The organism is Pseudomonas sp. NY15374 (assembly GCF_048068255.1).
GTDB classification, from domain to species: domain Bacteria; phylum Pseudomonadota; class Gammaproteobacteria; order Pseudomonadales; family Pseudomonadaceae; genus Aquipseudomonas; species Aquipseudomonas machongensis.
The window spans coordinates 670,911-690,761 of record NZ_JBLUPZ010000002.1 but is presented as its reverse complement, the minus strand read 5'-3'; the positions used below and the strand labels follow the sequence as shown (position 1 = coordinate 690,761).

Here is a 19,851-nt window from a genome sequence, read left to right as displayed (position 1 = left end):
GCTCATGATCATGTCAAGGCCATGACCGAACTCGAGATTTGCATGCTCCAGCCCTTGGCAGGCGGCCCTCAGGATATCGCTCAGCCCCTTGGTCGGGAGCGAACAATGTGCCAGTGCAGGGGCGAGGGGGCGGTAGATAGTTGCCTCGGGGCTGACATCGACGCCAGCCCCGAGGCGAGGGGCATTTCAGCGCCCTGCGAGAAACCCGCGAATCCTTTCGGCCGCCTCGATACACTCGGCCAGCGGCGCAACCAGCGCCATGCGCACGCGTCCGGCTCCGGGATTGACGCCATCCACTTCACGCGACAGGTACGAGCCAGGCACCACGGTCACATGCTCGGCCTCGAACAGGTCGCGGGTAAAGTCGGCGTCGCTACCCGGCACCTTGGCCCACAGGTAGAAGCTGCCGTCCGGGCGCTGTACATCCATCACTGGCTGCAGGATCTCGAGCACGGCGTCATATTTGGCGCGGTACTGATCGCGGTTCGCCCGCACATGGGCCTCGTCCTGCCAGGCGGCCACGCTGGCCAGTTGCGTCTGCACCGGCATGGCGCAACCGTGGTAGGTGCGGTACAACAGGAATGGCTTGATGATCTTGGCGTCGCCCGCGACGAAGCCCGAGCGCAGGCCCGGCAGGTTGGAGCGCTTGGACAGGCTGTGGAACACCACGCAGCGCGCAAAATCGCTGCGGCCGAGTTCGGTGCAGGCACTCAGCAGGCCAGGCGGCGGGGCGTCTTCGTCGAAGTACAGCTCGCTATAGCACTCGTCGGCGGCGATCACGAAATCGTGCTCGTCGGCCAGGGCGATCAGTTTTTTCAGGGTGTCCATCGGCACCAGCGCGCCAGTGGGGTTGCCTGGGGAGCACAGGAACAGGATCTGGCAACGTTTCCAGACCTCGGCAGGTACCGCGTCGAAGTCCGGATTGAAACCGTTGCTTTCCAGGCATGGCAGGTAGTGCGGGGTGGCGCCGGCCAGCAGCGCCGCGCCCTCGTAGATCTGGTAGAACGGGTTGGGGCTGACGACCAGGCCGTCATCGGCGCGGTTGACCACTGTTTGAGTGAAGGCGAACAGCGCTTCGCGGGTGCCGTTGACCGGCAGGATGTGCTGGTCGGCATCGAGCCAGCCGGCGGGTACGCCGAAGCGGCGCTCGCACCACTGACCGATGGCCTGGCGCAGGGCCGGCAGGCCGAGTGTGCTGGGGTAGACCGCCAATTTGTCGAGGTTGTCGGCCAGGGCCTTGGCGACGAACGCCGGGGATTCGTGCTTCGGCTCACCGATCGACAGGGCAATGGCGCGTTTGTCCGCGGCAGGCTTCACGCTGCCGAGCAGGGCGCGGAGCTTTTCGAAGGGGTAGGGCTGAAGCTGGGTCAAGGCATGGTTCATCGGCGCAAGGTCTCGTAATCGTCAGAAGGTCACGCGGGTGGGGCTGGTATCGCTGGACTGGCCGGCCTGCAACTGTTCGACGATGGCTTCCTGCAGACGGCTGCACAGTTGCGGGTCGGAGAGCGGCTGGTTGTCGGCATCGGTGATGAAGAACACGTCTTCCACGCGCTCGCCGAGGGTGGCGATCTTGGCGTTCTGCAGCGACAGGTCGAACTCCAGGAAGATCCGTCCCAGGCGCGCCAGCAGGCCGGGCCGGTCGGGGGCCGTGATCTCGAGGATGGTCACCGGGCGCTGGGCGTCGTTGAGGATGGTCACCTGCGGCGCGAAGTTGAAGTGCTTGAGCTGGCGCGGCACGCGTCGCTGGATGATGGTCGGGTAATCCTCGGGATTGCGCAGTGCCTCGGTCAGCCCTTCGCGTATCTGCTTGACCCGCTGCGGGTTGTCACCGATCGAGCCGCCGTCGTTGTCGAGCACGATGTAGGTGTCGAGGGTGAACTGGCTGCTGGAGGTAATGATGCGGGCGTCATGGATGTTCAGGTTGAGCTGCGACATCGCCGCCACGGTCACGGCGAAGAAATCGTGCTGGTCGGGCGCGTAGATGAAGATCTGCGTGCCGCCTTCGAACTCGCGCTGGGTGGTTTCCTTGATCAGCACCAGCGGACCGCCATCGGCCGGCTGCTGAAGTATTGCATCGCTGTGCCAGGCCACGTCCGCTGCGGTGTGCTTGAGGAAATAGTCGTCGCCCAGCTGCGACCAGAGTTGCTCTACATCGTCCGGGTCGGTGCCTTCGCGCACGAGAATGTCCAGCGCCGCGCTCTGGGTCTGGCGGATCTGTTCTTCACGGTCCAGCGGGTTTTCGAGGCCCCGGCGCAGCGCGCGCTTGGTTTCGGTGTAGAGCTGGCGCAGCAGGCTGGCGCGCCAGGAGTTCCACAGGCTGGGGTTGGTGGCGTTGATGTCGGCCACGGTCAGCACGTAGAGGTAGTCCAGGCGGGTTTCGTCGCCGACGAACAGGGCGAAATCGTTGATCACCTGTGGGTCGGAGAGGTCCTTGCGCTGGGCCGTGGTGGACATCGCCAGGTGGCTCTGCACCAGCCAGGCGATCAGGCGCGAGTCCCAGGCCGGCAACTGGTGGCGCTCGCAGAAGGCTTGCGCGTCCACCGCGCCGAGCTCGGAGTGATCGCCCTGGCGACCCTTGCCGATATCGTGATAGAGGCCGGCGAGGTAGATCAGCTCAGGCTTGGGCAGGCGTCCCATGAGCTTGCTGGCCAGCGGGAATTTCTCCGACACCGGGGTGTACTGCAATTTGCGCAGGTGCTTGATGAGGTTGAGCGTGTGCGCATCGACCGTATAGATGTGGAACAGGTCGTGCTGCATCTGTCCGACGATCAGGCCGAATTCCGGCAGGTAGCGACCGAGGATGCCATAGCGGTTCATGCGCCGCAGGTTGCGGTGGATGCCGATCTCGCACTTGAACAGCTCGATGAACAGACTGGTATTGCGGATGTCGTTGCGGAACTTGTCGTCGATCAGGTGCCGATGTTCGCGCAGAAGGCGTACGGTATCGGCGCGTACGCCCTTGATCTCCGGATGCTGGGCCATCAGCACGAAGATCTCCAGCATGGCGAACGGGGTGCGCTTGAAGACGTTCGGATTGACCGCTTCTATATAGCCATCATGCAGGCGAAAGCGCGTGTTCAGCGGTTGGGTGCTGCCGTTGTCGTCAGCGAGGATCACTTCCTCGAAGTGCTGGATGATCAGGTCGCACAACTGGCTGATGCTCATCACCACCCGGTAGTACTGCTGCATGAACTGCTCGATGGCGCGCTTGGGGTTCTCGTCGCTGTAGCCGAGCAGCGCCGCGATGCTGCGCTGGTGATCGAACAGCAGGCGGTCTTCGGCACGTCCGGCAAGCATGTGCAAGGCGTAGCGCACGCGCCAGAGGAAGGCCTGCGAGGAGGCCAGCAGGTCGTTCTCGCTTTCCAGCAGAAAACCTTCTCCGGCCAGTGCGTGCAGGTTGAGGGTGCCGTACTGGCGGCGGGCAACCCAGAGTACGGTCTGGATGTCGCGCAGGCCGCCTGGCGAACCTTTGACGTTGGGCTCCAGGTTGTACTCGGTGTCGTTGTACTTGTGGTGCCGTGCCTTGAGCTCGGCGCGCTTGGCCAGGAAGAACTCCTTGCTCGGCCACATGTGCGCAGTGCTGGTGACTTCCAGCATGCGCTCGCGCAGCGTTTCGGGGCCGGCGACGGTGCGGCTTTCCATCAGGTTGGTGATCACTGTCAGGTCGGCGCGCGCCTGCTCGGCGCATTCCTCGACCGTGCGCACGCTCTGACCGACCTCCAGGCCGATGTCCCACAGCAGTGTCAGGAAGCGCTCGATGGCGTCGCGATACTGCTCGTGTTCCGCCTGGTCGAGCAGGATCAGCAGGTCGATGTCCGACCAGGGGTGCAGCTCGCCGCGGCCATAGCCGCCGACCGCGACCAGGGCAATACCGTCCGGATTGCCCCAGTCGAACTGGTTCCAGGCCTGCTGCAGGATATTGTCGACGAACCAGGCGCGGTCCTCGATCAAGCTCCGGATCTCGACACCCTCGCGAAAGCGTCTGTCGAAGACGTCTGCTGTCTGGCGCAGAGCCTTCTTGAAGGCGGGGATGGGGCTTGCCTTGAGCGCCAGTTCCGCCTGGAACTGGCCACGGTCGAACAGCTCTGGATCCACCTGGGGCATCGAGTCGCCTTCCTGAGTTGAATTACGCCGAGGTACGGGGAATGGTGTCGTCTTTGCGCAGGGTGAAGATTTCATAACCCGTGGCGGTGACCACCAGCGTATGTTCCCACTGTGCCGAGAGCTTGCGATCCTTGGTGATGGCGGTCCAGCCATCGCCCAGCACCTTGGTGTCGGCCTTGCCCTGGTTGATCATGGGCTCGATGGTGAAGGTCATGCCTTCTTTCAGTTCCATGCCGGTGCCGGCCTTGCCGTAGTGGAGGATCTGGGGTTCTTCATGGAAGACCTTGCCGATGCCATGGCCGCAGAACTCGCGAACCACCGAGAAGCCGTTCTTTTCGGCGTGTTTCTGGATCACTTCGCCAATGTCGCCCAGGCGGCAGCCAGGCTTGATGAGCTCGATCGCCTTGTACAGGCACTCTTGCGTGACCTTGGACAGGCGCTCGGCCCAGGGCGCGACGGTGCCGACATGGAACATGCGGCTGGTGTCGCCGTGGTAGCCATCCTTGATCACGGTCACGTCGATGTTGATGGTGTCGCCATCCTTGAGCGGCTTCTCGTTGGGAATGCCGTGGCAGACCACATGGTTGATCGAGGTGCAGATCGACTTGGGGAAGCCCTTGTAGTTGAGCGGTGCCGGGATCGCCTGCTGGACGTTGACGATGTAGTCGTGGCACAGGCGGTCGAGTTCCTCGGTGGTCACGCCAGGCTTGACGTGCTCTTCGATCATTTCGAGGACTTCGGCGGCCAGGCGGCCGGCGATGCGCATCTTCTCGATGTCTTCTGCGGTCTTGATGGTGACGGTCATTACAGGCTCTCTACGGCGCCGGGCGGCGCGCAACAAACGGGAAAGGCCGGATTCTAACAGAGCAGGGCGGCGTTCTGTGGGGAGAAAACCGCGGATCCGGTGGTCTATGGGAGGCATTCTGGCGCGATTGTCGAACCGCTGCAAAAGCCACTGACGGATGAAGCACCTTGCGGGTTCCGTTCGTCTTCTGTCTGTGGTATAAAATGCGCCGCTTTCGGGGAGGTCCCCGTCAGCTCAAACCCACACACGTGTCGACACGATGGCCTGGGTGCCCGGGATCTTCGGATCCATGGGTTGGTCATTGGGATACGTGGAGGCCCAACCCGACTTATCAAGGAACTATCATGTCCCAAGTCAACATGCGCGATATGCTGAAGGCCGGTGTGCACTTCGGCCACCAGACCCGTTACTGGAACCCGAAAATGGGCAAGTACATTTTCGGCGCGCGCAACAAGATCCACATCATCAACCTGGAAAAAACCCTGCCGATGTTCAACGACGCTCTGTCGTTCGTAGAGCGCCTGGCCCAGGGCAAGAACAAGATCCTGTTCGTCGGCACCAAGCGTTCCGCTGGCAAACTGGTCGCCGAGCAAGCTGCTCGTTGCGGTTCGCCATACGTTGATCACCGCTGGTTGGGCGGCATGCTGACCAACTACAAGACCATCCGTGCTTCGATCAAGCGTCTGCGCGACCTGGAAACCCAGGCCGAAGATGGCACCTTCGCCAAGCTGACCAAGAAAGAAGCCCTGATGCGCTCGCGCGACCTGGAAAAACTGGATCGCAGCCTGGGTGGTATCAAGGACATGGGCGGTCTGCCTGATGCTCTGTTCGTCATCGACGTTGATCACGAGCGCATTGCAATCACCGAAGCCAACAAGCTGGGCATCCCGGTCATCGGCGTTGTCGATACCAACAGCAGCCCGGAAGGCGTTGACTTCGTGATCCCAGGCAACGACGACGCAATCCGCGCCATCGAGCTGTACATGACTTCGATGGCTGACGCCGTCATCCGCGGTCGCAACAACGTTGCCGGCGGTACCGAAGTCTACGCTGAAGAAGCGGCGGCACCAGCTGCTGAGTAATTGACGCCTGGCGTCTACTTGGCACGCGAAAAGGGGGCTTGGCCCCCTTTTTGCCACCTGAAATCCTCTTGTCAGCAAGCACGCCGCATCATGTGTGACGCTGGTGTGAAGACAGTGGATTTCCAGAATTGAACGCCCGTGATGAACGGGTGGAATGGTTGAAAAACTTTCCAAGAGGATTTTGAAATGGCAGCAATTACTGCAGCGCTGGTCAAAGAACTGCGCGAGCGTACCGGCGAAGGCATGATGGATTGCAAAAAGGCCCTGGAAAAGGCCGGCGGCGACATCGAGAAAGCCATTGACGACATGCGTGCCTCGGGCGCCATCAAGGCCGCCAAGAAGGCTGGCAACGTTGCCGCTGAAGGCGCTATCGCCGTCAAGACCGACGGTAAGGTCGCCGTTCTGCTGGAAGTGAACTCGCAGACCGACTTCCTGGCCCTGCAAGACGACTTCAAGAACTTCGTCGCCGAAAGCCTGGAAGAAGCCTTCGCCCAGAAGCTGACCGATGCCGCTCCGCTGATCGCTTCGCGTGAAGCTGCTCGTGAAGCTCTGGTCGCCAAGTGCGGCGAGAACGTCAACATTCGTCGTCTGGCTCGTGTCGAAGGCGACGTGGTCGGTGCCTACCTGCACGGCAACAAGATCGGCGCTGCCGTCGTTCTGAAAGGCGGTGACGTAGAGCTGGCCAAGAACATCGCCATGCACGTTGCAGCCTCGAACCCTGAGTTCCTGGATTCGTCGGAAATCTCCGCCGAGGCCATCGAGCGCGAGAAGGGTGTCTTCCTGCAACTGAACGCCGACAAGATCGCTGGCAAGCCGGAAAACATCGTTGAGAACATGATCAACGGCCGTATCACCAAGTTCAAGGCAGAAGCCTCGCTGAAAGAGCAGGCCTTCGTCATGAACCCGGAAGTCAAGGTCGGCGATCTGGCCAAGAAAGCCGGTGCTGAAATCGTTTCCTTCACCTACTTCAAAGTCGGCGAAGGCATCGAGAAACCTGTTGACGACTTCGCTGCCGAAGTTGCCGCCCAGGTCGCTGCCGCCAAGCAGTAAGACGGACTCGTCTGTCGCCCCAAAGAGGCTGCCCGCTCACGCGCGCAGCCTCTTTGTCAAAGCGCACAAGGGTTTATCTGGCCCTGTGCGCTGGCACTGAAGCAGTGCCACGCTACAGTTAGCAGGCTGCACACAGCCCGCACGGAATTTTCTAAAAGTACGCCGCAGGAGAGACTCGCAATGGCTCAGCAGGTGAGTGGTCGCCAACCTCGCTATAAACGCATTTTGCTCAAACTTAGCGGCGAGGCCCTGATGGGCTCGGAAGACTTCGGGATCGACCCGAAGGTGCTGGACCGCATGGCCCTGGAAGTCGGCCAGCTGGTTGGTATCGGTGTCCAGGTCGGCCTGGTGATCGGTGGTGGTAACCTGTTCCGCGGCGCCGCGCTCAGTGCAGCCGGCATGGACCGCGTCACGGGCGACCACATGGGTATGCTGGCCACCGTGATGAACGCACTGGCCATGCGCGATGCGCTGGAGCGCTCGAACATCCCGGCACTGGTCATGTCCGCCATCTCCATGGTTGGCGTCACCGATCATTACGATCGTCGCAAAGCTATTCGCCACCTCAACTCCGGGGATGTGGTAATTTTCTCCGCCGGTACCGGCAATCCGTTCTTCACCACCGACTCCGCAGCCTGCCTGCGTGCCATCGAAATCGATGCCGACGTGGTGCTGAAGGCGACCAAGGTCGATGGTGTGTACACTGCCGACCCATTCAAGGATCCGCATGCCGAGAAGTTCGACCACCTCACCTACGACGAGGTGCTGGATCGCAAGCTCGGTGTCATGGACCTGACCGCAATCTGCCTGTGCCGCGACCACAAGATGCCATTGCGGGTATTCAACATGAACAAGCCTGGCGCCCTGCTGAACATCGTGGTGGGTGGCGCTGAAGGTACTTTGATCGAGGAAGGCGAAGCATGATCAACGACATCAAGAAAGACGCGCAGGAGCGCATGGGCAAGTCCCTCGAGGCGTTGGCCCGCAACCTGGCAGCGATCCGCACCGGTCGCGCCCACCCAAGCATCCTGGACGGCGTCAAAGTCCCGGCCTGGGGTAGCGAGATGCCGCTGAACCAGGTGGCCGCGATCACCGTCGAGGACGCTCGTACCCTGAAGATCGTCGCCCACGACAAGAACCTCAGCGCCGCGATCGAGAAGGCCATCCTGACCTCCGACCTGGGCCTGAACCCATCGAGCGCTGGTACCACCATTCGCGTGCCGATGCCGGCCCTGACCGAGGAAACCCGCAAGGGCTACACCAAGCAGGCCAGCGGCGTTGCCGAGGACGCCAAGGTTGCCGTGCGCAACGTGCGTCGCGATGCATTGGCTGATCTGAAGAAGCTGACCAAGGACAAGGAAATCAGCGAAGACGAAGAGCGTCGTGCAGCTGACGAGATCCAGAAGCTGACCGACAAGTTCGTGGCGGAAGTCGATGCTGCGTTCAAAGCCAAGGAAAAGGACCTGATGGCCGTCTGAGGCCAGGACTTTTTCATGGAAAAGACCAAGCAGGCGGCACCCTCGTCGGTGCCGCGTCACGTCGCTATCATCATGGACGGCAACAACCGCTGGGCGAAAAAGCGCCTGCTGCCTGGCGTTGCCGGGCACAAGGCCGGCGTCGATGCGGTGCGTGCGGTGATCGAAGTCTGCGCCGAGGCCAAGGTCGAAGTGCTCACGCTCTTCGCCTTCTCCAGCGAGAACTGGCAGCGTCCGGCCGATGAGGTGGGTGCGTTGATGGAGCTGTTCTTCTCGGCCTTGCGCCGCGAGGCCAAGCGCCTGAACGACAACAACATCTGCCTGCGCATCATCGGTGACCGCTCGCGCTTCCATCCGGAGCTGCAGGCGGCGATGCGAGAGGCCGAGGCGCTGACTGCCGGCAACGATCGCTTCATCCTGCAGATCGCTGCCAACTATGGCGGTCAGTGGGATATCGCCCAGGCCGCCCAGCGCCTGGCGCGCGAAGTCCAGGCTGGCCATCTGCGCCCGGACGACATCACGCCCGGTCTGCTGCAGACCTGCCTTGCCACGGGTGACCTGCCGTTGCCCGACCTGTGCATCCGCACCGGTGGCGAACACCGCATCAGCAACTTCCTGTTGTGGCAGTTGGCCTACGCCGAGTTGTATTTCTCCGACCTGTACTGGCCGGACTTCAAACACGAGGCCATGCGTAGTGCACTGGCCGATTTCGCTTCGCGCCAGCGCCGCTTCGGTAAGACCAGCGAGCAGGTCGAGGCTGGAGCTCGTGCTTAATGCTTAAACAACGCATCATTACTGCGCTGATCCTGTTGCCGATCGCGCTGGGCGGTTTCTTCCTGCTCAACGGAGCGGATTTCGCCCTGTTCATCGGTTTCGTGGTGACCCTTGGTGCCTGGGAGTGGGCGCGTCTGGCCGGGTTGATGGCCCAGCCATTGCGCATCGCCTATGCCGCCGTGGTCGCTGGAGCGCTGATGGTGCTCTACCTCATGCCGGACCTTGCACCCTGGGTGCTGGGGGCGTCGGTGATCTGGTGGGGATTGGCCACCTGGCTGGTGCTCACCTACCCACGCAGCGCTGAGTTGTGGAGCAGTGCCGCTTGCCGTCTGCTGATCGGTCTGCTGGTGTTGTTGCCCGCCTGGCAAGGTTTGTTGCTGCTCAAGCACTGGCCGTTGGGCAATGGCTTGATCCTGGCGGTGATGGTACTGGTCTGGGCTGCCGACATCGGTGCATATTTCTCTGGCCGTGCCTTTGGCAAGCGCAAGCTGGCGCCGCACGTCAGCCCCGGCAAGAGCTGGGAGGGCGTGTATGGCGGCATGGCCGTGAGCCTGTTGATCACCTTGGTGGTCGGGCTCGTGCGCGACTGGGGGCTGGGGCAGTTGCTGCTTGGCCTGGTCGGCGCGGTGATCGTGGTCATGTCGTCGGTGGTTGGCGACCTGACCGAAAGCATGTTCAAGCGTCGTGAAGGCATCAAGGACAGCAGTAACCTGCTGCCCGGCCACGGCGGCGTGCTTGATCGCATCGACAGCCTGACCGCGGCGATCCCGATGTTCGCCGTGCTGCTCTGGGCGGCCGAATGGGGTGTGATGTGAGCCATCCCCAGCGGATTACCGTGCTCGGTGCGACCGGGTCGATCGGCCTGAGCACGCTGGATGTGATCGCCCGCCACCCCGAGCGCTACCAGGTGTTTGCCCTGAGCGGCTATTCGCGTCTGGATGAATTGCTGGCCCTGTGCCTGCGTCATCGGCCGGCGTATGCGGTGGTGCCGGACGTCGATTCGGTCGCCCGCCTGCGTGAAGGGCTGGCGGCGGCGGGCAGCACCACCGAGGTGCTGGAAGGTGAAGCAGGGCTCTGCCAGGTTGCCTCTGCCAGCGAAGTGGACACCGTGATGGCTGCCATCGTCGGCGCTGCCGGTCTGCGTCCGACCTTGGCGGCGGTGCAGGCCGGCAAGAAGGTGCTGCTGGCCAACAAGGAGGCGCTGGTGATGTCCGGCGCGCTGTTCATGGAGGCAGTGCGCACCAGTGGTGCAGTGCTGCTGCCGATCGACAGCGAGCACAATGCCATCTTCCAGTGCTTGCCCGGCGACTATGCTCGCGGCCTGGCGCAAGTGGGGGTGCGTCGTATCCTGCTGACGGCGTCTGGTGGGCCCTTCCGTGAAACCTCGGCGAAGGCGCTGATGGATGTCACGCCGGAGCAGGCCTGCGCTCATCCGAACTGGTCGATGGGGCGCAAGATTTCGGTCGACTCGGCAAGCATGATGAACAAAGGGCTCGAGCTGATCGAGGCCTGCTGGCTGTTTGATGCTGCGCCAGCCAAGGTCGAGGTGGTGGTGCATCCACAAAGCGTGATCCATTCGCTGGTCGACTATGTGGATGGTTCGGTGTTGGCGCAGTTGGGCAACCCGGACATGCGCACGCCGATCGCCAATGCCCTGGCATGGCCTGAGCGGATCGATTCCGGGGTTGCGCCGCTGGACCTGTTCGCGGTCGCCCGTCTGGATTTCCAGGCGCCCGACGAGCAGCGGTTCCCCTGCCTGCGCCTGGCGCGAGAAGCTGCTGAAGCGGGCAATAGCGCGCCGACGGTGCTCAATGCCGCCAACGAGGTGGCGGTCGAGGCATTTCTCCAGCGGCGTATCCGCTTCCCGGAAATCGCGGGTATGATCGAACAGGTGCTCGAGCAGGAGCCGGTAGTGCCGTTGCCTTCGCTGGATGCGGTGTTCGCCGCCGACCAGCGGGCCCGGGAGCTGTCCCGGGAGTGGTTGAGGCGCCACGGCCGCTGATTTCCCATCGGCCCCAGGCCTGGCTGAACGTCATTCGGAGATGGATATGACTGCGCTCTACATGATTATCGGCACCCTGGTGGCTCTGGGTGTATTGGTCACGTTTCACGAATTCGGCCACTTCTGGGTGGCACGCAAGTGCGGGGTGAAAGTCCTGCGCTTCTCTGTGGGGTTCGGCACGCCGCTGGTGCGCTGGCACGATCGCCATGGCACCGAGTTCGTCGTCGCGGCGATTCCGCTGGGCGGCTACGTCAAGATGCTCGACGAGCGCGAAGGCGATGTGCCGCCGGCGCTTGTCGATCAATCCTTCAATCGCAAATCGGTTGGGCAGCGTATTGCTATCGTTGCCGCAGGCCCCATTGCCAACTTCCTCCTCGCCATCCTGTTCTTTTGGGTGGTCGCCATGCTTGGCAGTCAGCAGGTGCGTCCGGTCATCGGTGCGGTCGAGTCTGGCAGCCTGGCGGCATCTGCGGGCCTTGTGGCAGGCCAGGAAATTGTTTCTATCGATGGCAAGCCGACCAGTGGCTGGTCTGCGGTCAATCTGCAGCTGGTGCGCCGCCTCGGCGAGAGCGGCAGCCTGCGGGTAGGTGTGCGCGATGATGGCGGCACGCTGGAGCGCCAGCATGAGATCCGCCTGAACCAATGGCTCAAGGGCGCCGATGAGCCCGACCCGATCCAGTCCCTGGGGCTGCGTCCCTGGCGGCCGGCGGTGAGCCCGGTGCTCGCCGAAATCGACCCCAAGGGACCGGCCGCTGCAGCCGGGCTGAAGAGCGGCGATAAACTCCTGGCGCTCGATGGCGTTGCACTGGGCGACTGGCAGCAGGTGGTAGACGCCGTCAGGGCACGCCCCGACGCGAGGGTGCAGTTGCGTATCGAGCGTGATGGCGCACAGCTGGAGCTGCCTGTGACGCTGGCCCGCAAAGGGGAAGGGCAGGCCTCCGGAGGCTATCTGGGCGCTGGGGTGAAAGGCGCCGAGTGGCCTGCGAACATGCTTCGAGAGGTCAGCTATGGGCCGCTGGAAGCGGTCGGTGAGGGGCTCTCGCGTACTTGGAACATGAGCGTCCTGACCCTTGAATCGCTGAAGAAAATGCTGTTCGGGGAGCTCTCGGTAAAAAACTTGAGCGGACCGATAACCATTGCTAAAGTGGCGGGCGCTTCAGCCCAGTCGGGCGTTGGGGATTTCCTGAATTTCCTGGCCTACCTGAGCATAAGCCTGGGGGTTCTGAACCTGCTGCCCATCCCGGTACTGGATGGGGGGCATTTGCTGTTCTACCTGATCGAGTGGGCGCGCGGTCGTCCGCTCTCTGATCGGGTGCAAGGTTGGGGGGTCCAGATCGGTATCAGTTTGGTCATTGGGGTGATGTTGCTCGCCCTGATCAACGATCTGGGTCGACTTTAACGCTTCGCTCTATTGCGAACCTGCCGCCGTGCTGCGGTGGCGGGTTGTTTATTGCCAGTTGGAATAAAAGGACTTCATGAAACGTCTGCTGCTAACTGCGGTCCTCTCCGCACTGATGATCGCTGAAGTTCACGCCGAGTCCTTCACCATCTCCGATATTCGTGTCAACGGCCTGCAGCGGGTTTCCGCCGGCAGCGTGTTCGGCGCGTTGCCGTTGAACGTAGGCGACCAGGTCGATGACCGCCGCCTGGTGGAGTCGACTCGCTCGCTGTTCAAGACCGGTTTCTTCCAGGACATCCAGCTGGATCGCGACGGCAATGTCCTGATCATCAACGTGGTCGAGCGCCCATCGGTGTCGAGCATCGAGATCGAGGGCAACAAGGCGATCAGTACCGAAGACCTGATGAAAGGCCTGAAGCAGTCCGGCCTGGCCGAGGGCGAGATCTTCCAGCGTGCCACGCTCGAGGGCGTGCGTAACGAACTGCAGCGCCAGTACGTGGCCCAGGGCCGCTATTCGGCCGAGGTCGATGCCGAGGTTGTGCCGCAGCCACGCAACCGTGTCGGCCTGAAGATCAAGATCAACGAAGGCACCGTCGCGGCGATCCAGCACATCAACGTGGTGGGCAACACCGTGTTCAGCGACGAAGACCTCTCCCAGCTCTTCGAACTGAAAACCACCAACTGGCTGTCGTTCTTCAAGAACGACGACAAGTACGCCCGTGAAAAGCTCTCCGGTGACCTGGAGCGCCTGCGTTCCTACTACCTGGACCGCGGCTACATCAACATGGACATCGCGTCCACCCAGGTATCGATCACCCCGGACAAGAAGCACGTCTACATCACCGTCAACGTCAACGAAGGCGAGAAGTACACCGTCCGTGACGTGAAGCTTTCCGGTGACCTGAAAGTGCCGGAAGACCAGGTCAAGTCGCTGCTGCTGGTACAACCTGGCCAGGTCTTCTCGCGCAAGGTGATGACTACCACCTCCGACCTGATCACCCGTCGACTGGGTAACGAAGGCTATACCTTCGCCAACGTCAACGGCGTGCCGCAACCGAACGACCAGGATCACACCGTCGACATCATGTTCGTCGTCGATCCGGGCAAGCGTGCCTACGTCAACCGCATCAACTATCGCGGCAACACCAAGACCGAAGACGAGGTGCTGCGTCGCGAGATGCGTCAGATGGAAGGTGGGTGGGCATCCACTTATCTCATCGACCAGTCCAAGACCCGCCTCGAGCGCCTGGGCTTCTTCAAGGAGGTCAACGTCGAGACCCCGCCGGTGCCAGGCACCGACGACCAGGTCGACGTCAACTATGCGGTCGAGGAGCAGGCTTCCGGTTCGATCACCGCCAGCGTCGGCTTCGCCCAGAGCGCGGGCCTGATCCTGGGTGGTTCGATCAGCCAGAGCAACTTCCTGGGTACTGGTAACAAGGTGTCCATCGGCCTGACCCGAAGCGAATACCAGACCCGCTACAACTTTGGCTTCGTTGACCCCTACTTCACTGCCGACGGCGTGAGCCTGGGCTACAACGCCTTCTACCGCAGCACCAACTACGACGACCTCGACGTCGACGTGGCGAGCTATGCGGTAGACAGCCTCGGTGCCGGCGTCAGCCTGGGCTACCCGATCAGCGAGACCTCGCGCCTGACCTACGGCCTGACGGTACAGCAGGACAAGATCAAGACCGGTCGCTACACCGTCGACGAGATCTTCAAGTTCCTCGACCAGGAAGGCGACAACTTCCTGAACTTCAAGGCGTCGATCGGCTGGTCCGAATCGACCCTGAACAAGGGCGTGCTGGCGACCCGTGGTCACTCGCAAAGCCTGACCCTGGAAACCACCGTACCGGGCAGTGACCTGTCGTTCTACAAGCTCGACTACCGCGGCCAGCTGTTCAAGCCACTGAGCAACGACTACACCCTTCGCCTGCACACTGAGCTGGGCTATGGTGATGGTTTCGGCGGCACCTCGGGCCTGCCGTTCTACGAGAACTATTATGCGGGTGGCTTCAACTCTGTCCGCGGCTTCAAGGACAGCAGCCTGGGTCCGCGCAGTACGCCGAGCCAGGGTACCAATCCAGGTACCATTCGTGACCCGGACCAGGACCCGCTGCCGTTCGGTGGTAACGTCCTCGTACAGGGCGGTGTCGAGCTGTTGTTCCCGCTGCCGTTCGTCAAGGACCAGCGTTCGCTGCGTACCTCGGTCTTCTGGGATGTGGGTAACGTGTTCGACACCAATTGCGGCTCCAAGCCTGACTGCGCGAAGGTCGGTTTCTCCGACATGGCCAGCTCCGTCGGCCTGGGCGTGACCTGGATTACCGCGCTGGGCCCGTTGAGCTTCAGCCTGGCGATGCCGATCAAGAAGCCGGACGACGCCGACACCCAGGTGTTCCAATTCTCTCTGGGCCAGACTTTCTAAGCTTGGCCCTTGCTTAACGACAACGGTTTATCCAGGAGTGCATCGTGCGTAAGTTGACTCAACTGGCCGTAGTGGCCGCGGCGCTGGTCGCCACCCCGGCTTTCGCCGAAATGAAGATTGCCGTTCTGAACTACCAGATGGCGCTGCTCGAATCCGACGCCGCCAAGAAGTACGCTGTCGATGCCGAGAAGAAGTTCGGTCCTCAACTGAACCAGCTGAAGACTCTGGAAAGCAGCGCCAAGGGCATCCAGGATCGACTGATCAAGGGTGGCGACAAGATGCAGCAGCAGGAGCGTGAGCGCCTGGAGCTCGAGTTCAAGCAAAAAGCCCGTGACTTCCAGTTCCAGTCCAAGGAACTGAACGAAGCGAAGGCTGTTGCTGACCGCGATATGCTCAAGCAGCTCAAGCCCAAGCTCGACGGTGCCGTCGAGGAAGTCATCAAGAAAGGTGGTTTCGACCTGGTGCTCGAGCGTGGTGCGGTAATCGATGTCAAGCCTCAGTATGACATCACCCGCCAGGTCATCGAGCGCATGAACCAAGCGCGTTGATATGACCGTAACCATGACGCTCGGTCAGTTGGCCGAGACCCTCGGGGCCACGCTCAGTGGCCCCGAGTCGCTTGAAATCACCGGACTGGCCACCTTGCAGGAAGCCGGTCCGGGGCAGCTGAGCTTCCTCGCCAATCGTCAATACCGCAAATTCCTGGATGACAGCCAGGCGGCAGCGGTACTGATCAAGGCCGAGGATGCCGAAGGCTTCACCGGCAATGCGCTGATCGTCCCTGATCCCTACCTGGCCTACGCCCGTATTTCTCACCTGTTCGATCCAAAGCCCAAGGCTGTGGCGGGAGTTCATCCCAGCGCCGTGGTAGCCGACGATGCGCAGGTGGATGCCAGCGCCAGCATCGGGCCGTTCGCGGTCATCGAAAGCGGTGCGCGCATCGGTGCGAACGTGACCGTTGGCGCGCATTGCTTTGTCGGTGCCCGCTGCATCATCGGCGAAGGTGGCTGGCTTGCCCCGCGTGTGACGCTGTACCACGATGTCACGATCGGCAAGCGTGTCGTCATTCAGTCGGGTGCGGTGATCGGTGGTGAAGGCTTCGGTTTCGCCAACGAGAAAGGTGTGTGGCAGAAGATTGCCCAGATCGGCGGCGTGACGCTCGGTGACGATGTGGAAATCGGTGTCAACACGGCTGTGGACCGAGGCGCGCTCTCGGACACGCGCATCGGCAATGGCGTCAAGCTCGACAACCAGATTCAGATCGCCCACAACGTGCAGATCGGCGACCATACCGCGATGGCGGCTTGCGTCGGGATTTCCGGCAGCACGCGCATCGGCAAGCACTGCATGATCGCGGGTGGCGTCGGCATGGTCGGTCATATTGATGTTTGCGACAACGTATTCGTCTCCGGCATGACCATGGTCACCCGCTCGATCACCGAGCCGGGCGGCTATTCTTCCGGTACTGCCATGCAGCCGTTGGCCGATTGGCGCAAGAGCGCAGCACGTATACGTCAGCTCGACGAGATGTCCAAGCGTCTGCAGCAACTGGAAAAACGCGTCGAGACCGTGACCTCAGGTGGCCAGCCGGCATCAGAAGGCTGATACCATTTCCTGAGCAAGAGTGAACAGTCGCTAGCTGGCTCCTCTTTGGACTGCAAAAGGAGCGTGTGGTCAGCACCTGCGCTCCCTATTCTTATTACAGGCTTCCCCCCGAAATGATGGACATCAACGAGATTCGCGAATACCTGCCTCACCGTTACCCGTTCCTGCTGGTGGACCGGGTCACGGAGCTGGACTTCGAGGCCCAGAGCATTCGTGCCTACAAGAATGTCAGCATCAACGAGCCGTTCTTCAATGGCCATTTCCCGGCGCACCCTATCATGCCGGGCGTGCTGATCATCGAGGCGATGGCCCAGGCGGCCGGGATTCTCGGCTTCAAGATGCTCGATGCGAAGCCTGCCGATGGCACTCTTTACTACTTCGTCGGCTCCGACAAGCTGCGTTTCCGCCAGCCAGTGCTGCCGGGTGACCAGCTTGTGCTGGAGGCCAAGTTCCTCAGCCGCAAGAGCATGATCTGGAAGTTCGAGTGCCGTGCTCTGGTCGACGGCAAGGCCGTCTGCTCGGCCGAGATCACCTGCGCGGAACGCTCCCTATGAGTTCGATTGATCCGCGGGCGATCATCGATCCGTCGGCCAGGCTGGCTGACGGCGTCGAGGTCGGCCCTTGGTCGATCGTAGGCCCCGATGTCGAAATCGGGGAGGGCACCGTCATCGGTCCGCATGTAGTGCTCAAGGGGCCTACCCGGATTGGCAGGCACAACCGCATTTATCAGTTCAGTTCCATCGGCGAAGACACACCTGACCTCAAGTACAAGGGTGAGCCGACGCGCCTGGTGATCGGCGATCACAACGTGATCCGCGAAGGTGTCACCATTCACCGCGGCACTGTGCAGGACCGTTCGGAAACCACGCTTGGCGATCACAACCTGATCATGGCCTATGCCCATATCGGTCATGACAGCGTGATCGGCAATCATTGCATCCTGGTCAACAATACTGCGCTGGCCGGTCATGTGCATGTGGGCGACTGGGCGATCCTGTCCGGCTATACCCTGGTGCACCAGTACTGCCATATCGGCGCTCACGCGTTCTCTGGCATGGGCACGGCGATCGGCAAGGATGTTCCGGCGTTCGTCACGGTGTTCGGCAGTCCGGCCGAGGCGCGCAGCATGAACTTTGAAGGTATGCGCCGTCGCGGTTTCAGCGATGAGGTCATTCATGACTTGCGCCGTGCCTACAAGATCGTCTATCGCCAGGGGTTGACCGTGGAAGAGGCGATCAAGGAACTGGACGAACTGGCCGGGCAGCACCCGGAGGTCGAACTGTTCCGCCAGTCGATCCTCAATTCTGCCCGCGGCATCACCCGCTGACATGGCGTCGCTTTGCGTAGCGCTGGTCGCCGGTGAGGCCAGCGGCGATATCCTCGGTTCCGGCCTGATGCGCGCGCTCAAGGCGCGCCATCCCGATGTTCGCTTCATTGGCGTCGGTGGTCCGTTGATGGAAGCCGAGGGCATGCAGTCGTACTTCCCCATGGAGCGCCTGGCGGTGATGGGGCTGGTCGAGGTGCTTGGGCGCCTGCGTGAATTGCTCAAGCGGCGCAAGGACCTGATCCAGACACTGATCGCCGAGAAGCCCGACGTGTTCATCGGCATCGACGCCCCGGATTTCACCCTCAACATCGAGTTGAAGTTGCGTCAGGCCGGGATCAAGACCGTGCATTACGTCAGCCCGTCGGTCTGGGCCTGGCGGCAGAAGCGGGTGCTGAAGATCCGCGAAGGCTGCGACCTGATGCTGACGCTGTTGCCCTTCGAAGCGAAATTCTACGAAGAAAAGGGTGTACCGGTCCGCTTCGTCGGCCACCCGTTGGCTGACACTATCCCGCTGGAGGCCGATCGTGCTGGGGCACGTGCTTCGCTGGGATTGGGCGACGGCCCGCTGGTAGCCTTGATGCCGGGCAGTCGCGGCGGCGAAGTGGGGCGCCTTGGCGAGTTGTTCCTCGATACTGCCAAGCGCTTGCAGGCGCTGGTACCCGGTGTGCGTTTCGTTTCGCCTTGTGCCAGTCCGGCGCGTCGTGCGCAGCTCGAGCAGATGCTGCAGGGGCGCGAACTGCCGTTGACCCTGCTCGACGGTCAGTCGCACCAGGCACTGGCCGCCTGTGACGCGGTGCTGATCGCTTCAGGCACTGCAACCCTCGAAGCCTTGTTGTACAAGCGCCCGATGGTTGTCGCCTATCGTCTTGCGCCGCTGACCTTCTGGATTCTCAAGCGCATGGTCAAGAGCCCCTACGTGTCGCTGCCAAACCTGCTGGCCCGGCGTTTGCTGGTCCCCGAGTTGCTGCAGGACGCCGCAACGCCCGAAGCGCTGGCAACCACGCTGGCTCCCTTGGTGGCAGACGGTAGCGAGCAGACCGATAGCTTCGATCAGATTCACCGCACCCTGCGCCGCGACGCCTCGAACCAGGCTGCCGACGCGGTGCTGGCATTGTTGAAGGATCGATGACATGCAGATGGGACTGGATTTCAACCTGGTCGAAGACCTGGTCGCGGGTGTCGACGAAGTCGGGCGTGGCCCACTGTGCGGTGACGTGGTCACTGCAGCGGTGATCCTTGATCCGCAGCGGCCGATCCTGGGTCTGAACGACTCGAAGAAGCTTACCGAGGCGCGTCGCGAGCTGCTGTTCGACGAAATCTGCGAAAAGGCCCTGGCCTTCTGTGTCGCTCGTGCCACGGTCCTCGAGATCGACCAGCTGAATATCCTGCAGGCCACCATGCTGGCCATGCAGCGCGCGGTGGAAGGGTTGAGCGTTACGCCGAAACTGGCGTTGATTGATGGCAACCGCTGCCCGAACCTGTCGGTACCAGCAGCGCCGGTGGTCAAGGGCGACTCCCAGGTGCCGGCCATCGCTGCCGCGTCGATCCTGGCGAAGGTCACGCGTGACCGTGAGATGAGCGCCTTCGAGCTGATCTATCCGGGCTACGGCATCGGCGGGCACAAGGGCTACCCGACACCTTTGCACCTCGAAGCCCTGGCGCGACTGGGGCCTACGCCCATCCATCGGCGTTCGTTCGCACCAGTGAGGGCTGCGTGGGAGGTCCGTGAAGGGCTTTCCAGCACGCTGATCTGATCTGCCGGGGCCGCTATGCGGCCCCAAAACATTCTGGCTAATTACGCTA

The 19,851-nt window shown here is 62.0% G+C and carries 18 protein-coding genes; 15 read left to right on the top strand and 3 right to left on the bottom strand.

What is annotated here, in order from left to right:
- Positions 1-186 precede the first annotated feature (186 nt).
- Genes dapC through map form a run of 3 tightly spaced genes read right to left on the bottom strand, consistent with a single transcriptional unit; the run spans position 187 to position 4,909 of the window.
- Positions 187-1,383, bottom strand: coding sequence for a succinyldiaminopimelate transaminase (gene dapC / locus ACNFHO_RS07555; RefSeq protein WP_416765817.1), 1,197 nt, complete (start codon positions 1,381-1,383; stop codon positions 187-189).
- A gap of 21 nt (positions 1,384-1,404) precedes the next feature.
- Positions 1,405-4,104, bottom strand: a complete 2,700-nt coding sequence (locus ACNFHO_RS07550; protein ID WP_416765815.1) for a [protein-PII] uridylyltransferase — start codon at positions 4,102-4,104, stop codon at positions 1,405-1,407.
- A 22-nt stretch (positions 4,105-4,126) separates the two neighbouring features.
- Positions 4,127-4,909 carry a type I methionyl aminopeptidase gene (map, locus tag ACNFHO_RS07545; protein WP_054891082.1) on the bottom strand — a complete coding sequence of 261 codons (783 nt, stop codon included), beginning with the start codon at positions 4,907-4,909 and terminating at the stop codon, positions 4,127-4,129.
- 344 nt (positions 4,910-5,253) lie between these two features.
- Here map and rpsB point away from each other — a divergent pair, with 344 nt between their 5' ends.
- The 15 genes from rpsB to rnhB all read left to right on the top strand — a co-directional run bounded on the left by rpsB (position 5,254) and on the right by rnhB (position 19,802).
- Complete coding sequence (rpsB, locus tag ACNFHO_RS07540; protein ID WP_054891081.1) at positions 5,254-5,991, top strand: 30S ribosomal protein S2; 738 nt, start codon at positions 5,254-5,256, stop codon at positions 5,989-5,991.
- 186 nt (positions 5,992-6,177) lie between these two features.
- Complete coding sequence (gene tsf / locus ACNFHO_RS07535) at positions 6,178-7,041, top strand: translation elongation factor Ts (protein ID WP_063545921.1); 864 nt, start codon at positions 6,178-6,180, stop codon at positions 7,039-7,041.
- A gap of 180 nt (positions 7,042-7,221) precedes the next feature.
- A complete protein-coding gene (gene pyrH / locus ACNFHO_RS07530) occupies positions 7,222-7,965 on the top strand; it encodes a UMP kinase (protein WP_023381972.1) in 744 nt (247 codons plus the stop codon).
- Positions 7,962-8,519 (top strand): ribosome recycling factor, encoded by a 558-nt coding sequence (frr, locus tag ACNFHO_RS07525; RefSeq protein ID WP_054891079.1) that lies wholly within the window; start codon positions 7,962-7,964, stop codon positions 8,517-8,519. Before pyrH ends, frr begins: the two co-directional genes overlap by 4 nt.
- A 15-nt stretch (positions 8,520-8,534) precedes the next feature.
- The gene (uppS, locus tag ACNFHO_RS07520) at positions 8,535-9,290 is read left to right on the top strand and encodes a polyprenyl diphosphate synthase (RefSeq protein ID WP_054891078.1); all 756 of its coding nucleotides are present in this window, start codon (positions 8,535-8,537) and stop codon (positions 9,288-9,290) included.
- Positions 9,290-10,105 (top strand): phosphatidate cytidylyltransferase, encoded by an 816-nt coding sequence (locus ACNFHO_RS07515; protein WP_054891077.1) that lies wholly within the window; start codon positions 9,290-9,292, stop codon positions 10,103-10,105. Before uppS ends, ACNFHO_RS07515 begins: the two co-directional genes overlap by 1 nt.
- Positions 10,102-11,292, top strand: a complete 1,191-nt coding sequence (ispC, locus tag ACNFHO_RS07510) for a 1-deoxy-D-xylulose-5-phosphate reductoisomerase (RefSeq protein ID WP_416765812.1) — start codon at positions 10,102-10,104, stop codon at positions 11,290-11,292. Before ACNFHO_RS07515 ends, ispC begins: the two co-directional genes overlap by 4 nt.
- A gap of 46 nt (positions 11,293-11,338) precedes the next feature.
- Positions 11,339-12,691 carry an RIP metalloprotease RseP gene (gene rseP, locus ACNFHO_RS07505; RefSeq protein WP_416765811.1) on the top strand — a complete coding sequence of 451 codons (1,353 nt, stop codon included), beginning with the start codon at positions 11,339-11,341 and terminating at the stop codon, positions 12,689-12,691.
- 76 nt (positions 12,692-12,767) lie between these two features.
- Positions 12,768-15,116: an outer membrane protein assembly factor BamA gene (bamA, locus tag ACNFHO_RS07500; protein ID WP_054891074.1), complete on the top strand. Its 2,349-nt coding sequence runs from the start codon at positions 12,768-12,770 to the stop codon at positions 15,114-15,116.
- A 44-nt stretch (positions 15,117-15,160) separates the two neighbouring features.
- The gene (locus tag ACNFHO_RS07495; RefSeq protein ID WP_054891073.1) at positions 15,161-15,664 is read left to right on the top strand and encodes an OmpH family outer membrane protein; all 504 of its coding nucleotides are present in this window, start codon (positions 15,161-15,163) and stop codon (positions 15,662-15,664) included.
- Position 15,665: 1 nt separating this feature from the next.
- On the top strand, positions 15,666-16,721 hold the full coding sequence (gene lpxD / locus ACNFHO_RS07490; RefSeq protein ID WP_323452797.1) for a UDP-3-O-(3-hydroxymyristoyl)glucosamine N-acyltransferase: 1,056 nt from the start codon (positions 15,666-15,668) through the stop codon (positions 16,719-16,721).
- 113 nt (positions 16,722-16,834) lie between these two features.
- Entirely contained in the window at positions 16,835-17,275 is a 441-nt protein-coding gene (gene fabZ, locus ACNFHO_RS07485) for a 3-hydroxyacyl-ACP dehydratase FabZ (protein WP_054891071.1), read from the top strand.
- Positions 17,272-18,048: an acyl-ACP--UDP-N-acetylglucosamine O-acyltransferase gene (gene lpxA / locus ACNFHO_RS07480; RefSeq protein ID WP_054891070.1), complete on the top strand. Its 777-nt coding sequence runs from the start codon at positions 17,272-17,274 to the stop codon at positions 18,046-18,048. The genes fabZ and lpxA overlap by 4 nt, the downstream gene beginning before the upstream one ends.
- Position 18,049: 1 nt before the next feature.
- On the top strand, positions 18,050-19,177 hold the full coding sequence (lpxB, locus tag ACNFHO_RS07475) for a lipid-A-disaccharide synthase (RefSeq protein ID WP_054891069.1): 1,128 nt from the start codon (positions 18,050-18,052) through the stop codon (positions 19,175-19,177).
- A 1-nt stretch (position 19,178) separates the two neighbouring features.
- Positions 19,179-19,802, top strand: a complete 624-nt coding sequence (gene rnhB / locus ACNFHO_RS07470; RefSeq protein WP_416765809.1) for a ribonuclease HII — start codon at positions 19,179-19,181, stop codon at positions 19,800-19,802.
- Positions 19,803-19,851: the final 49 nt, after the last annotated feature.